Origin of the sequence: Gordonia sp. (in: high G+C Gram-positive bacteria) (genome assembly GCF_020438995.1) — a bacterium.
Classification (GTDB): Bacteria; Actinomycetota; Actinomycetes; order Mycobacteriales; family Mycobacteriaceae; genus Gordonia.
Map to the genome: position 1 here is coordinate 1 of NZ_JAGQTN010000262.1, position 14,459 is coordinate 14,459.

Below are 14,459 nucleotides of genomic sequence, written 5' to 3' on the forward strand. Positions count from 1 at the left end.
CGGTTATCAGCGATCACGATGTGTGATCGTTGTGTGAGAAGGAACTGCAGAACCGTTGCGACGGTGTCGGTGTCGGGGATGCGGTGGCGGGCGATGGTGGGGCCGTCGCCTACCTTGATGGAGACATCGCCGGCGCCGAGGTGGGCGAAGGCCTTTTCGTCGGTGACGTCGTCGCCGAGGTAGATCACCGCGTCGGCACCGGAGCGGACCCGAAGTGCGTCCAGCGCATGGCCTTTGGAGGTCTTGATGACGGCGAGCTCGATGACGGCCTTGCCTTCGGTGGCCTCGACACCGTCCCAGCCGGCGGCGCCGTCGCGGGCTCGGCGCAGGGCGGCGTCGGCGTCGGCGGGGGCGGCGTTGCGCACGTGCAGGGCGACGCTGATGGGTTTGGGTTCGACCCGCACACCCGGGTAATCAGCTGCGAGAGTGTCGAATTCGGCGATGATTCGGGCCAGGCGGGCGCGGTCTCCATCGGTGACCTCGGTGACGAAGCCGGTGCTCGACTCGGTGCCGTGACTGCCGATGAGGGTGACCGGGCCGCCGACCGGCAGTCCGGAAAGCAGCGACAGATCGGCCAGCGCCCGGCCGGACACCACCGCCGCCGATGTATTGGGCAGTGCGGCAGCCGATTCGATGGCGGCCACGGATGCCGGATTCGGTACCGCGTCCTCCGGCTGCGACACGATGGGGGAGAGCACACCGTCGTAGTCGGAGGCGACCAGCAGGTGCCGGGTCGCCGCCGCGGTGGTCAGGGCGGACCGCAGCGCATCGCTGATGCTGTTGTTGCTCAAGACTTTTCGCCCGGAGGTGCGGAGACGAGTTCGACGCCGCGATCACCCGACGGGGTGGTGTTGGCTTGCTCGGCGAGGGCGCCGAGGAAACTGCGGGCCCACTTGTCGACGTCGTGGGCGAGGACCTGCCTGCGCAGGGCGCGCATCCGTCGGCGGCCCTCCTGCTCGGTCTGGGCGACCGCAGCCTCGATGGCGTCCTTGACTCCGTCCAGGTCGTACGGGTTGGCCTGGTAGGCGGACTTGAGTTCGGCTGCGGCGCCGGTGAATTCGCTGAGCACAAGTGCTCCGCCGAGATCGTTGCGGCAGGCGACGTACTCCTTGGCGACCAGATTCATACCGTCACGCAGCGGAGTCACCAGCATGACGTCGGCGGCGACGAAGAACGCGATCAGATCGTCGCGGGGGACGGGGCGATGCAGATACTGCACGACGGGCTGGCCGACCTCGGCGAAATTGCCGTTGATATTGCCGACGAGTTGCTCGATGCCGGCGCGCATCTTGATGTAGCTGTCGACGCGTTCGCGGCTGGGGGTGGCCAGCTGCACCATCACCGTGTCGTGCGGGTCGAGACGCTTCTCGGCCAGCAGTTCCGACAGCGCCGTGAGGCGGACGTCGATACCTTTGGTGTAGTCGAGACGGTCGACGCCCAACATGACCGTCTTCGGGTTGCCGAGTTCGGCACGGATCTCGGCGGCCCGGGCGCGGATCGCCTTGGACCGGGCCTTGGCGTCGAGCTCGCCGGAGTCGATGGAGATGGGGAACGCGCCGACGCGCACGGTGCGGAAACCCACCTGCACCACACCGAACCGGGAACGCACCCCGACGGTGCCCTTGCTGGTGGCCTGACCGGCCAACCGCCGAGCGAGGTACAGGAAGTTCTGCGCACCGCCCGGCAGGTGGAATCCGATCAGGTCGGCGCCGAGCAGACCTTCGACGATCTCGGTGCGCCACGGGTTCTGCAGGAACAGCTCGATCGGGGGGAACGGGATATGCAGGAAGAAGCCGATCCGCAGGTCCGGACGCAGCATCCGCAGCATCTTGGGCACGAGCTGAAGTTGATAGTCCTGCACCCAGACCAGCGCACCGTGCGCGGCGGCCTTGGAGGCGGCCTCGGCGAACCGGCGGTTCACCTCGACATAGGTGTTCCACCACTCGCGGTGATATTCGGGTTTGACGATGACGTCGTGATACAGCGGCCACAGCGTCGCGTTGGAGAAGCCCTCGTAGTACTCGGCGATCTCGCGTGTCGACAGCGGCACCGCGTGGATGTCGATGCCCTCGATGTCGGGGTTGTCGTCGGAGTCGGCGATGCCGGACCAGCCGACCCAGGCGCCGGTGTGCTGACGCAGGATCGGTTCGAGTGCGGTGACCAGCCCGCCGGGGCTGCGCCGCCAGCTGACGCTGCCGTCGTCGGCGACCACCTTGTCGACGGGCAGCCGGTTGGCCACCACGACGAAATCCGCACCCGACGTCTCGGCCGGGGTAGTACTGCCGTCAACCGCGTTGTCGGGGGCCACGATCGTCAGGCGTTTTCACCAGGGGCGATACCCAGCATCGACAACAGCATCCGGCACTCGTCGGCGTCGGTGGCGTAGGCAGCGACGACGCGACGGGCGGAATTGGCGGTCTCGTCGGCTACCGGCTCCAGGTCTTCGTCTGCGAGGTCGGCGGTGGTCTTGGGAGGCATGACGTCCTTATCGTGTCTCGGGTTGCAGATGCACGACGCTCCCCACCGGGGTGGGCCGTCGGCATTGCGCCCGATTCTACCCGTCCGATCGGCGTCCGTTCGCGCCGCTTCCCCAGGTGGGGCGGTGGCCCGCGGGGAGGAACGACGGGCGGCGCAGAGTGCGTGCGATGAACTCGCCGAGGGTGACGCCGGCGGCGAGCGCGCAGCCGATGCCCAGCGCGCTCGCCATCCACGTGATGCCGCTGAGCGTCTGCTCGCTGAGCAGCCCGTACAGACCGCGGTAGACGGCCAGACCCGGCAGCAGCGGGGTGATCCCGGCGACCGCGACGACCAGCGGCGGGGTCAGCGCCCGGCGGGCGAGCAGACCGCCGACGAGTCCGACGATGACCGCGGCGACCCCGTCGGCGATCACCGGCCCGACCGGCTGCCACAGCAGCGCGCCCAGCGCGATCGCCGAACCGATAGCCCCGCTGAGGAATGCGACCGGGACTGCCCTGAGCTCTGCGTAACAGGCCAGCGCGTATGCCGCCGACGCGAGCGCGCCGCCGGCGACCTGGATCGGCAGGTCGACCGCGTCGAACCGGGTGAGCGTAGTGAGGGTGGGCAGGTAGATCCCGACGGCTTCCATCAGCCGGATCGCGGTGCCGACACCGGCGATGATGCCCGCAGTCATCAGCAGCAGTTCGAAGAACCGGGCCACGCCGGTGATCGGCGCGCCGGTGATCGCGTCCTGCAGGGAGCCGACCAGCGGCAGCCCGGACAGCAGGACCACGATGCCGGCCGCGATCACCTGCGACGGTGTGAGCTGGAAACCGAGGCGGTCGGACACCTCGGCGATGACGGCAGCGGGCACCACGGCGATGAAACCGCCGATGACCTGCTGGAAGAACACCGGGGTGCCGAGGCGGTTGATCCGCCGGTTGACGCTCACGATGACGACGGTGGTCAGGAAGGTCACCACCGCCACGAGCAGGCCGCCCCCGAGCAGCAGCGACACTCCCGCGGACATCACCCCCCACGCGACGGTCGACACCCGATGCGGGTAGGGATGCGGGGCGGCGATGATCTTGTCGACGATCCGGTGCGCCGTCGACGGGGTGATCCCGGAGTTGCGGATGTGCCGGATCAGCCGGTCGACGTCGGCGAGCCGCGTGAAGTCGAGGGAACGGTACTTGACCTGCGCCATCGTGGTGATCGGCGGCAGGGTTGCGCCGCGCCGGGCGCTGGCCATGATCTTGTTGTAGGTCACGTCGACGTCGACGTCGTCGAGACCGTAGGCACCGGCGATGAACTCCACCTGGGCCTGCGTGTCGCTGGCCGCGGTCCCGGAGTCGAGCAGTACCGCGCCGATCTTGGTCGCCAGGTCGAGGACCTCGGTGATGGCGGCGACGTCGAATCTGTCGATCGGGCGGCGGGGGGAGACGGCGATCGCGCCGGGTTCGATGGTGTCGATCGTCGCCTGGCGGGTGCCGGTGATCCGGCGCAGGGAACGCTGGATATACTCGGGCAGCACGTATGCCTCCTTAGCTCAGTGGTAGAGCACTCGCCTTGTAAGCGAAAGGTCGTCGGTTCAATCCCGACAGGGGGCTCGCAGCGCCCCGGTCCAGTTGGTGTTATCGATACCGACCAGGCCGGGGTTTCGGTGTTTTCGGTCACTGGCAGGAGTATCCGAACCGGTCGATGACCGGAGTTTGCTGATTGAAAATAAGTTTGCTTTCAAGAACTGAAGAAACTTCAGGTTCGCCGTACCATTGTTAACTCGGAATTGGTAGAGTACGGCGTACTCAAAATGTGGCCCAGATTACTTTCGGGGCCGGATTGTGTAAGAACCGGATCGCGTGCAGAGGAAGTGGCGAGTGATCAATGATCGGGTGGGGCCGCGTTTATCGCCGATACGCCTCCGGGGACCTGCCGAAGCCCCACCGTACCGCTACGTACCGGGCAGCGCGGCGGGCGCGGGAGTCCGTGGCCGGGGCGTGGTGCACGTGAACGACGACGGGCCCGACATCTTCGAGAGCACGCTGCGCGAACTGCCGATCAGCTTGCCCAGGCACATGTCGACGGACGACGAGACACCGAGGGAGTCCGCATCGCCTCCGGTGCCGACGCCGCGCGTCTGCTCGACGGCGGAGATCCCCGTGATAGGAACACACAGTATGACAAGACTCGATGATTCGATCGCCGACCTGCTCGCCGTCGACGGCGCGCTGGGGGTCGCGGTCGTCGACCTCGACAGCGGGATGGTGCTCGCCGCGGGCGGAAATCCGGGTTTCGATCTCGAGATCGCGGCCGCGGGCAACTCGAACATGCTCCGGGCCAAGCTGCGCACCATGAACGAGCTGGGTATCGGCGGCGGGCTCGAGGACATGATGATCACCCTCGACTACCAGTATCACCTGATCAACGTGCTGCGCGACGGCGGCACCGCCGGACTGTTCATCTACTTCGTGCTCGACCGTGCCGCCGCGAACCTGGCCCTCGCGCGGCACAAACTCCGCATCGTCGCTGGTCAGGTACGGGTCTGATCCTGCGAATGGCACCCATGGCACGAGTCCGGCACAGCACACCCGGCGGCCTGTTCGACGGCGGATTCCCCTACAGCGCAGTGGTATCGGCGGGACCACTGGTCTTCACCGCCGGGATAGCGCCGCTCGGTCCCGACGGAGAGGTCGTCGCTCCCCGCGATGTCGTCGGGCAGACCAGGCAGTGTCTGGCCAACCTGGAAAAGGTGCTGGCCGGACACGGGGCCGGATTGTCCGACATCGCCAAGCTGACCGTGTACGTCGCCGAACACCTGCAGGCCGACCTGTATGTGTCCTGGGAGGCAGTGCGTGAGTCGTTTGTCGACGCTCCACCACCGGCGATCGTCGTCGGTGTCACGGTGCTGCCCTACGACGATCAGGTCGTGGAGATCGAGGCCGTCGCCGCGCCGCCGGCGTAGTTGGCGCTGCCGCGCCGCCGGCGTAGTTGGCGCTGCCGCGCCGCCGGCGTAGTTGGCGCTGCCGCGCCGCCGGCATGACCGAAGACCACCCGCGCGGGTTCACAGGATGCTGACAGGAAGTATCCAGCCGAACACAGGGATCACCGAGCATTCTCATGGGTATGACGAAGGCGGGTGGACTGATGGAAACAGCGGAACGGAATGGTGTGACCGGCATGGCGGAGCAGATCGGCGCGGATCATCGTAAAGCCGGGGCCGAGAAGGCGCGGGTGCTGGTCGTCGACGACGAGGACAATATCCGTGAATTGCTGCAGGTATCGCTGAAGTTCCAGGGGTACGACGTGGTGACGGCGGCCAACGGGCCCTCGGCGATCGACGCCTGCCGAACCTTCGCGCCCGACGTACTGATCCTGGACGTGATGATGCCCGGGATGGACGGATTCGGGTTGCTGCGCCGGCTGCGCGCCGACGGTGTCGAGGCGCCCGCGCTGTTCCTGTCGGCGCGGGACACGGTGGAGGACAAGATCAACGGCCTCACCATCGGCGGCGACGACTACGTCACCAAACCGTTCAGCCTCGAAGAGGTCGTCGCGCGAATCCAAGTGCTGCTGCGCCGTTCCGGAGTCACCGAGCAGAGCAAGAAGCCATCTCGCATCACCTTCGCCGACATCGTCCTCGACGACGAGACGCATGAGGTGTGGAAGGCCGGCGAACTCGTCTCGCTCTCGCCGACCGAGTTCACGCTGCTGCGCTACTTCATGGTCAACGCCGGGACGGTGCTGTCCAAGCCGCGCATCCTCGACCACGTGTGGAACTACGACTTCGGTGGCGAGGTGAACGTCGTCGAATCGTATGTGTCGTATCTGCGGCGCAAGCTCGACAACGGCGACAAGCGCCTCATCCACACTCTGCGCGGTGTCGGGTATGTGATGCGGGAGCCGAGAGACTGATGGCCGCATCGGCGACCGACAGTCCCGAGATCACCCGGCTTACGCCGATTCATCATGTACCACTGCGTGTTTCGCTTGTCGCGTTAACGCTGGTGCTGGTGATGGCGGGGCTGGTGGTGTCGGGATTCGCGGTCACCGGGGCGATGCGCTCGGACCTGATCTCCCGCACCGACACCGGCCTGCGCAACGCGATCGAGACGTGGGCACGGCCCATCCGCGACGACGGCTTCGGCGCGCCGCCGGGCCCGCGGCGCCCGCCGTCGCGGTACTACTCGCGACTGATCACCTCCGACGGCACCGTTTACGGCGACGACGCGGGCTACACGCACAGCCCCGACCTGTCCGGGCTCGGTGACGGCGATGCCGGACCGATCACTGTGCCGTCCGAAGGTGGCGGTGGTCCGCGTTGGCGGGTGGTCAGGAGCGTTGTCGGCACTGCCGAATCGGTGGTGGCCACACCGCTGTCCGACGTCGAGTCGACGGTGTCGAGGCTGATCTGGCTGCAGGTCGGGATCGGCGGCGGCGTTGTTGTGGTGATCGGGGTGCTCAGCTACCTGCTGGTGCGCGCGAGTCTGCGTCCCCTGCGCCGGGTCGAGGAGACCGCCCACGCCATCGCCGACGGCAACCTCACCATGCGGGTGCCGCAGGTCCCGACGAACACGGAAGTGGGCAGCTTGTCTGCGTCGCTGAACACGATGCTCGGGCACATCCAGCGCGCGTTCGCGGCCACCGAGGCCTCCGAGCGGCAGGCCCGCGAGTCGGAGGAGACGATGCGCCGGTTCATCGCCGACGCCAGCCACGAACTGCGCACCCCGCTCACCTCGATCAAGGGTTTCGGCGAACTGTACAAGCAGGGTGCGGTGCCCTCCTCGGAGGCGATGGGCCGCATCGATACCGAGGCGCAGCGGATGAAACTGCTGGTCGAGGACTTGCTGATGCTGGCGAGGCTCGATGCGCACCGGCCGCTGCAATCCCGGCCGGTCGACCTGCTCTCGCTGGCGTCCGACGCCGTGCATTCGGCGCGGGCCGCCGCCCCCGATCGCGACATCGGTGTGCATCTGGACCCGATGGACGATCCGCCGGTGGTGTCCGGGGACGTGAACCGGCTCATGCAGGTGCTGCGCAATCTCATCAACAACGCGATCGCGCACACCCCTGCCGACGCGGCGATCACTGTCGGTATCGAGGCCGACGACAGCACACACCTGGTGCTGTCGGTGACCGACACCGGCAACGGACTCACCGAGGAGGAGGTGGCGCACGTCTTCGAGCGGTTCTATCGCGGGGACGCCTCGCGTCATCGTGGTGAGGGCGGTGGCAGTGGGCTCGGGTTGTCGATCGTCGCGGCCCTGGTCGCGGCGCACGGGGGCACCGTCGGGGTGGACTCCGCCCCGGGGCAGGGCGCCCGGTTCTGGGTGCGATTGCCGCGCGAGGCGGTCTGAGCGCCGGCCGGCCGAACAGGGAACGGATGGACGTTGGTCCCGTTCGTCCGGCAACCCGGGGGCGAGGCGGGTCCGGAGCAATAGACTGCTGTCATGGCATCGGTATTCACGCACATCATCAACGGCGATCTCCCCGGCAAGTTCGTGTGGAAGGACGGCCAGGCCGTCGCATTCCTCACCATCGAACCCGTCACCCCGGGGCATGTGCTGGTGATCCCGCGCAAGGAGATCGACCACTGGGAACAGATCGACACTGCCACCTTCACCCACCTGTCCGATGTCGCGCAGAAGGTCGGCCGGGCCGTCAAGGACGCCTTCGACGCCCCGCGGATGGGCATGCTGATCGCCGGACTGGAGGTGCCGCACGTGCATCTGCATGTGTTCCCGGCGCTGTCGATGGAGACGTTCGACCTCAGCAAGGCCGCCAAGGACGTCACGCAGGAAACCCTCGAGGAGCATGCGGTGAAGATCCGGCAGAGCCTCGTCGACCACGGTTACCGGGAGAACGTGCCGGACTGAACGAGTTTCGGGGACCGTCAGCCGACAGTTCGCCCGGCGTCAGCCGACAGTTCTATGGATGAGCAGTGGTAGGACCGCGGTGGCACCCGCCTCGCGTAATGCCGCGGCGGCTATCGTGATCGGCCAGCCGGACGTGGTGGCGTCGACGACGAGGAGCACCGTCTGACCTGCCGCGGCAGGCGGATCGGTGAGTCGGCCGCGCCAGTATGCGGCCTCGACGGCGCCGGTCGCGTCGGACGGTGGCTCACCGGGGCCGACGGGATAGGCGCCACCGTCGCGGCGGCCGACTTTGCGCAGTCGGGCCGCGAGGGTTTCGGCGATGCCGGTTCCGGTCAGCCGCAACGACACGATGACGTCGGGCCGGATGCCGGACTCGCGGCCCCATCGGGCGAGAGTGGCGACCGCGGCGTCGGCGAGTTCGGTGACCGCGCCGTCGTCACCATTGCGGGCGCCGGCGAGGACGTCGGTCCATTCGGGTGCGTCGGCATGGGCGAGGACCCGGCCGGGCTCGGCCATCAGCTGTGCGGGGATTCTGCCGCGGGGCGCGCGTAGCGACGGGGCTGTTGACGGAGCGCCGAGTATGCTGCCGGGCCACATCTTTCGGGGTTCGAGGATCAGTGTCGAGCGGCGCAGCGTCGCGGTGATGGAACGCACGTCCTCGTCGTCGGTGCCGGCGGGCAGTCCGTCGGTGAGGCCGCCGCGGCATACCGAACACCGGCCGCACGGTGCGCTCTGCGGGTCGTCGAGCGACTCGGTGAGCAGCGTCATCAGGCAGGCGTTACCGTGCACGTAGGCGCGCATGATGTCGGCCTCACGGCGGCGCACCGCGATCACTCCGTCGTAGTGTTCGGCGTCGAAATACCATTCCCGGCCGGTGCTCACCCAGCCGTCGGGGGTGCGTTCGGTGGCGCCGTCGACGGCGAGTTGTTTGAGCATGAGGTCGACCTTGTTGCGGCGCAGTCCCGTTGACGATTCGAGTGCGGGGACCGATTGTGGTTGCGCTGATGTGTTGAGTGCGTCGAGCAACTTGGTCATCTGTTCGGGGTCGGGGATGGTGGAGGTGGCGAAGTACTCCCAGATCCGGTCGTCGGCGGCAGAGGACAGCAGCACCACCACGGCGCTGTCGAGGGCGCGGCCGGCACGGCCCACCTGCTGGTAGTACGACACCGGTGACGCGGGTGCGCCCACATGCACCACGAACCCGAGATCCGGCTTGTCGTAACCCATTCCGAGTGCCGACGTGGCCACCAGTGCCTTGACTTCGTTGCGCAGGAGCGCGTCCTCGAGGGCGTGGCGGCGGTCGGCGTCGAGTTGCCCGGTGTACGCGGCGACCGGATAGTCCGGGCCCTGCACGGCCCGGATGGCCTCGACGAGCCTGTCGGCGTCGGCGACGGTGAGCACGTAGACGATGCCCGAGCCCGGCAGTGCGGACAGGTTGCGGGCCGTCCAGGCGTACCGCTGCATCGGCGACAATCCGTCGATGACGTTCAGGTGCAATGAGTTTCGTGCCAACGGTCCGCGCAGAACGAGGGTGTCGGGGCCGAGTTGGCCGGCCACGTCGGCAGTGACACGGGCATTGGCGGTGGCGGTCGTGGCCAGCACCGGAGTGTCCGCGTCGGCGGTGCGCAGGACGTCGGCGACGCGGCGGTAGTCGGGCCGGAAATCGTGACCCCAGTCCGAGATGGCGTGCGCCTCGTCGATCACCAGCAGGCCGAGTCTTCCGCTCAGATTGTCGAGCACGCGCCTGCCGAAACCGGGATTGGCCAGGCGCTCCGGGGACACCAGGAGAACATCGAGATCGCCTGTGCGTAAGTTATTTTCGATGATCTCCCAGTCGCTGAAGTTCGACGAGTTGAGGGTGGCCGCGCGTAGTCCCGCACGTTCGGCCGCCGCTACCTGATCACGCATCAGCGACAGCAGTGGCGACACGATCAGCGTCGGTCCGCGTCCGCTCGCCCCGACATCCCCCGTCGCTTCGCTCGCCCCGACATCCCCCGTCGCTTCGCTCGCCCGGACATCCCCCGTCGCTTCGCTCGCCCCGACATCCCCCCTCGCTCCGCTCGCCCGGACATTCCCCCTCGCTTCGCTCGCCCGGCCGATGGCCGTCGCCGTCCAGTACACCGCCGACTTGCCCCAGCCGGTGGCCTGCACGACGAGGACCCGAGCACCGGGGCGGGTCAGCGCCGCGACCGCCCGCAACTGATCTGGGCGCAGGTGGGCACCGTCGCCGGCCAGGCTTGCGATGACCCGGTCGGCGATCCGCAGCTGGTCGGCCTGCAACTGGTCTGGTGGGGACATACGTCCACGCTATCGGGACCATATGGGGCTATCGGGACCATATGGGGCTATCGGGACCATATGGGGCTATCGGGAACCTCTGGGTTCACGTTGACAGGAACCTGACAGGTAGAAGCCGGAGGCGTCCCAGTTTCGGCCCGCAATCTGTACGACATGACGACAGACACCCTCGGTCGCCCCGCCTCGACGGTGCACACTCTGGCCGACACCTCGCAACCCCATCCGACGCTCGACATCGTCATCCCGGTGTACAACGAGCAGGACGACATCGTCGACGCGGTGCGCCGCCTCGATGCCCACCTGCGCGCCAACGTGCCGTATCCGGCGCGGATCACCGTCGCCGACAACGCGAGCACCGACGGCACCGTGCGCCGCGCGGTCTCGCTGACCGAGAGCGTCGACGGTCTGCGGGTGGTGCACCTCGACGAGAAGGGCCGCGGCCGGGCACTGAACGCGGTGTGGCGCGACAGCGATGCTGACATCGTCGCCTACTGCGACGTCGACCTGTCGACCGACCTGAACGCGCTGATGCCGCTCATCGCGCCGCTGATCTCCGGCCACTCGGACATCGCGATCGGCAGCAGGCTGTCCAACGGATCACGCGTCGAACGCGGTATGAAACGCGAATTCATCTCGCGCTCTTACAATCTCATCCTGCGCACCGCGATGCGCGCCCGCTTCTCCGACGCCCAGTGCGGATTCAAGGCGATGCGCACCGACATTGCCCGCGAACTGCTGCCGTACGTCGAGGACACCGGCTGGTTCTTCGACACCGAACTGCTGGTCGTGGCCGAGCGGATCGGACTGCGTATCGCGGAGGTCCCGGTTGACTGGATCGACGACCCGAACAGCAGCGTCGACATCGTCGCCACCGCCGTGGCCGACCTCAAGGGCTGCGCCCGCGTCGGCCGGGCCCTGGTCGACGGCACGCTGCCCGTCGCCGAACTGCGTGCCAGCATGGGCCGGTCGCGCCATCCCGGCCCGCGCGTCGCGGGCGTCCCGTTCGGATTGTCCGGTCAGTTGGCGCGGTTCTGTGTGGTGGGTGTGGCGTCGACGATCGTGTACGCGGTGCTGTACCTGATGCTGCACTCGCTGTTCGGTGCGCAGGTGTCCAACTTTGTGGCACTGGGTATTTCGGCGGTGTTCAACACCGCGGCCAACCGGGGGTTCAGCTTCGGGGTGCGCGGCACGGAGAACGTCGTCAAGCACCAGGTATTCGGGCTCGGCATCTTCATGTTCGGCTGGGTGGTGACCGCCGGGTCGTTGTTCGTGCTGCACGCCTGGGTGCCGGGGGCGTCCAAACATCTTGAGCTGCTGGTCCTGCTGGTGGCCAACCTGGTGGCGACGGCGATCCGGTTCGTGGGACTGCGCTGGGTGTTCCGGTCGCACACCGCGACCGCCGCTACCGACACCGCGGACCTGGTCGTGCCCCGGGAATCCGGCCGCTGATGGCCGAGGTGGTCCCGGAGAATTCCGATATCGTACAGGCGGGCGAGGGGACTCGTCCGCCTGTATGGCGTGCTATAACCGCTCCCGTGATACGGGAGCGGTTTTCGCTGTTGCTTCTGCTGGTGGGCACCGCGGTGGCCTATCTGTGGAATCTGTCGATCAACGGGTGGGCCAATTCATTCTATTCGGCGGCGATTCAGGCCGGTTCGCAGTCGTGGAAGGCGTGGTTCTTCGGCTCCTCGGACATGGCCAATTCGATCACCGTGGACAAACCACCTGCATCGCTGTGGATTCCGTCGTTGTCGGTGCGGGTATTCGGATTGAATTCCTGGTCGATTCTCGTGCCCGAGGCGCTCATGGGAGTGGCTTCGGTGGCGTTGGTCTACGTGATCACGCGCCGGTATTTCGGGCATTGGGCGGGCATTCTCGCCGGCCTGGTGCTGGCGGTGACCCCGGTGGCGGCGATGATGTTCCGGTTCAACAACCCCGAGGCGCTGCTGATTCTGCTGATGGTCGCCTCGGTGTGGGCGCTGCTGCGCGGGGTGGAGGACGGCCGGTGGCGATGGCTGATCCTCACCGGTGCCCTGGTCGGATTCGGTTTTCTCACAAAGCAATTGCAGGTGATGCTGGTGGTTCCGCCGCTGGCCATCACGTACTTGGCGTTCGGGCCCGGGACCGTGCTGCGGCGGCTGGGTCAGTTGGTGGTGGCACTCGGTGCGTTGATCGTGAGTGCGGGCTGGTGGATTCTCGCCGTCGAATTGTGGCCGGCCTCGTCGCGTCCGTATATCGGTGGCTCGCAGAACAATTCGATCCTCGAACTGACGTTGGGCTACAACGGGATCGGCCGGCTCAACGGTGAGGAACACGGAAGTGTGCACCCCGGTGGTGGCTACGGTTCCGGTAGCGGGTTCGGTGGTGGATTCGGCCCCGGTGGGGCATATGGGGGACCGGGCGGGCCCGGTGGGCGCGGCGGTGTGTGGGGCGAGACCGGGTGGGACCGGATGTTCACTCCCGCGCAGGGCGGCCAGATCGCCTGGCTGATCCCCACCGCGATCATCCTCGGGGTGGTGGCGCTGGTGATCGTGGCCCGAGTTGGCCGGGGCGAAAACGGACGGGATGAGGACGACAACCGCAAACCCCGACTAGCGTTTCTCACGGTGTGGGGTCTGTGGCTGATCGTCACGGTGGGCGTCTTCAGCTACATGGCCGGCATCTTCCACAGCTACTACACGGCCGCACTCGCACCCGCGGTCGCGGCGCTCGTCGGTGGCGGGGCCGCGGTCTGTTGGCGTGCCCGCGAGCAGTTCTGGGTGCGGGCGGTTCTTGCCGTCGCGGTGGGCACGGCCGCGATCTGGGGATTCGTGCTGCTGGGCCGGACCCCCGATTTCGTGAGCTGGCTGCGGTGGGTGGTGCTGGTCGTCGGGCTGGTCGCCGGGCTGGTACTGCTCCTCCCGGACTCCTCGCGACGGCTGCGCATGATCGTGGCCGGTGCCGGGGTGGCGGCCGTCGTCGCCGGGATGGCCGGTCCCGCGGCGTACGCGATCGACACCATCGGCTCACCCGTCTCCGGTGGCGTCCCATCGGCGGGGCCGCGGGTGGAAGGCGGATTCGGTCCGCCCGGCGGTCCGGGGCGCAGACTGGGATTCGGGCACCGGCCGGGGTTCGGGAATGGGCAGGGACACATGCAGGGATTCGGGCACGGGCGGGGGCCGATGGGTAGCCCGGCCGACGGGCCGCCGAGTCCGGCACCTGACCCGGGAGTCCGGCATCGCCGGGGTGACTCGGCCGGTCCGGGCGCGTTGCCGGGTCCTGGAGGCCGGTCCGGACCCGCCGGTCCGGGCGGTGGCTTCGGCGGCTACCGCGGCTTCGGCGGCTACCGCGGCTTCGGTGGTCCGGGCGGACTCCTCGACGGATCGCGGCCGGGCCCGCAGATCCTGGCGCTCCTGCGGGCCGACGCGAACCGCTACACCTGGGTCGCCGCTGCGATCGGCTCCAACTCGGCGTCGGGGTATCAGCTCGAATCCGGCCACTCGGTGATGCCGATCGGCGGCTTCAACGGCACCGACCCGTCGCCGACACCGGAGCAGTTCCAGAAAATGGTCGCCGACGGCAAGATCCACTACTTCATTGCCGGCGGCCGCTTCGGTGGTGGATTCTTCGGCGGTGGACCCGGCGGGGGGCAGGGCGAGCGCACGAGCGAGAAGATCAGCACCTGGGTCACCGAACACTTCACATCGCAGACCGTCGACGGTGTCACCCTCTACGACCTGACCGCGCCTGTGGCATCTGCGGGAGGTACATAGCGAACGACTCCCGTCCGCAACCGGACATCGGCGGCGGACGGGAGCCTTTCCGGTTCGTGCGGCTGTGCTCCTTGATCGG

At 67.8% G+C, this 14,459-nt stretch carries 12 protein-coding genes and 1 tRNA gene; 8 read left to right on the forward strand and 5 right to left on the reverse strand.

Going from position 1 to position 14,459, the window contains the following annotated elements:
- From otsB to KDB67_RS18275, 4 genes are all read right to left on the reverse strand, one after another.
- Positions 1-791, reverse strand: a 791-nt coding sequence (gene otsB, locus KDB67_RS18260) for a trehalose-phosphatase (RefSeq protein ID WP_291018700.1), incomplete at its 3' end; no start/stop codon positions are given.
- A complete protein-coding gene (locus tag KDB67_RS18265) occupies positions 788-2,308 on the reverse strand; it encodes a trehalose-6-phosphate synthase (RefSeq protein WP_291018703.1) in 1,521 nt (506 codons plus the stop codon). The genes otsB and KDB67_RS18265, both read right to left, overlap by 4 nt.
- 5 nt (positions 2,309-2,313) lie before the next feature.
- The gene (locus KDB67_RS18270; protein ID WP_291018705.1) at positions 2,314-2,478 is read right to left on the reverse strand and encodes a hypothetical protein; all 165 of its coding nucleotides are present in this window, start codon (positions 2,476-2,478) and stop codon (positions 2,314-2,316) included.
- A gap of 76 nt (positions 2,479-2,554) precedes the next feature.
- The gene (locus tag KDB67_RS18275; protein ID WP_291018831.1) at positions 2,555-3,988 is read right to left on the reverse strand and encodes a threonine/serine exporter family protein; all 1,434 of its coding nucleotides are present in this window, start codon (positions 3,986-3,988) and stop codon (positions 2,555-2,557) included.
- Positions 3,989-3,995: 7 nt separating this feature from the next.
- Between KDB67_RS18275 and KDB67_RS18280 the strand changes: the two genes are divergently transcribed.
- The 6 genes from KDB67_RS18280 (at position 3,996) to KDB67_RS18305 (ending at position 8,330) form a co-directional block, all read left to right on the forward strand.
- Positions 3,996-4,067: transfer RNA gene (locus KDB67_RS18280), tRNA-Thr, on the forward strand.
- A 567-nt stretch (positions 4,068-4,634) separates the two neighbouring features.
- Complete coding sequence (locus tag KDB67_RS18285; RefSeq protein WP_291018710.1) at positions 4,635-5,003, forward strand: hypothetical protein; 369 nt, start codon at positions 4,635-4,637, stop codon at positions 5,001-5,003.
- Positions 5,004-5,020: 17 nt separating this feature from the next.
- Positions 5,021-5,419 (forward strand): RidA family protein, encoded by a 399-nt coding sequence (locus tag KDB67_RS18290; RefSeq protein WP_291018834.1) that lies wholly within the window; start codon positions 5,021-5,023, stop codon positions 5,417-5,419.
- A 215-nt stretch (positions 5,420-5,634) separates the two neighbouring features.
- Positions 5,635-6,369: a response regulator transcription factor gene (locus tag KDB67_RS18295; RefSeq protein WP_291018837.1), complete on the forward strand. Its 735-nt coding sequence runs from the start codon at positions 5,635-5,637 to the stop codon at positions 6,367-6,369.
- Positions 6,369-7,811 carry a HAMP domain-containing sensor histidine kinase gene (locus KDB67_RS18300; RefSeq protein WP_291018712.1) on the forward strand — a complete coding sequence of 481 codons (1,443 nt, stop codon included), beginning with the start codon at positions 6,369-6,371 and terminating at the stop codon, positions 7,809-7,811. Before KDB67_RS18295 ends, KDB67_RS18300 begins: the two co-directional genes overlap by 1 nt.
- Positions 7,812-7,904: 93 nt before the next feature.
- On the forward strand, positions 7,905-8,330 hold the full coding sequence (locus tag KDB67_RS18305; protein ID WP_291018715.1) for an HIT family protein: 426 nt from the start codon (positions 7,905-7,907) through the stop codon (positions 8,328-8,330).
- 39 nt (positions 8,331-8,369) lie between these two features.
- On the opposite strand, the gene KDB67_RS18310 is transcribed toward KDB67_RS18305, so the two are convergent.
- Positions 8,370-10,628, reverse strand: a complete 2,259-nt coding sequence (locus KDB67_RS18310) for a DEAD/DEAH box helicase (RefSeq protein WP_291018717.1) — start codon at positions 10,626-10,628, stop codon at positions 8,370-8,372.
- A 153-nt stretch (positions 10,629-10,781) separates the two neighbouring features.
- Between KDB67_RS18310 and KDB67_RS18315 the strand changes: the two genes are divergently transcribed.
- Both KDB67_RS18315 and KDB67_RS18320 read left to right on the forward strand, forming a co-directional pair.
- Positions 10,782-12,077 carry a bifunctional glycosyltransferase family 2/GtrA family protein gene (locus KDB67_RS18315; protein WP_291018720.1) on the forward strand — a complete coding sequence of 432 codons (1,296 nt, stop codon included), beginning with the start codon at positions 10,782-10,784 and terminating at the stop codon, positions 12,075-12,077.
- A complete protein-coding gene (locus KDB67_RS18320) occupies positions 12,077-14,380 on the forward strand; it encodes a glycosyltransferase family 39 protein (protein ID WP_291018723.1) in 2,304 nt (767 codons plus the stop codon). The genes KDB67_RS18315 and KDB67_RS18320 overlap by 1 nt, the downstream gene beginning before the upstream one ends.
- Positions 14,381-14,459 lie beyond the last annotated feature (79 nt).

Bases quoted from the DNA above. Each gene is read 5' to 3' on its own strand.
- KDB67_RS18270 (WP_291018705.1), bottom strand. From the start codon at position 2,478: ATGCCTCCCAAGACCACCGCCGACCTCGCAGACGAAGACCTGGAGCCG.
- KDB67_RS18285 (WP_291018710.1), top strand. From the start codon at position 4,635: ATGACAAGACTCGATGATTCGATCGCCGACCTGCTCGCCGTCGACGGC.
- KDB67_RS18290 (WP_291018834.1), top strand. From the start codon at position 5,021: ATGGCACGAGTCCGGCACAGCACACCCGGCGGCCTGTTCGACGGCGGA.
- KDB67_RS18295 (WP_291018837.1), top strand. From the start codon at position 5,635: ATGGCGGAGCAGATCGGCGCGGATCATCGTAAAGCCGGGGCCGAGAAG.
- KDB67_RS18300 (WP_291018712.1), top strand. From the start codon at position 6,369: ATGGCCGCATCGGCGACCGACAGTCCCGAGATCACCCGGCTTACGCCG.
- KDB67_RS18305 (WP_291018715.1), top strand. From the start codon at position 7,905: ATGGCATCGGTATTCACGCACATCATCAACGGCGATCTCCCCGGCAAG.
- KDB67_RS18310 (WP_291018717.1), bottom strand. From the start codon at position 10,628: ATGTCCCCACCAGACCAGTTGCAGGCCGACCAGCTGCGGATCGCCGAC.
- KDB67_RS18315 (WP_291018720.1), top strand. From the start codon at position 10,782: ATGACGACAGACACCCTCGGTCGCCCCGCCTCGACGGTGCACACTCTG.
- KDB67_RS18320 (WP_291018723.1), top strand. From the start codon at position 12,077: ATGGCCGAGGTGGTCCCGGAGAATTCCGATATCGTACAGGCGGGCGAG.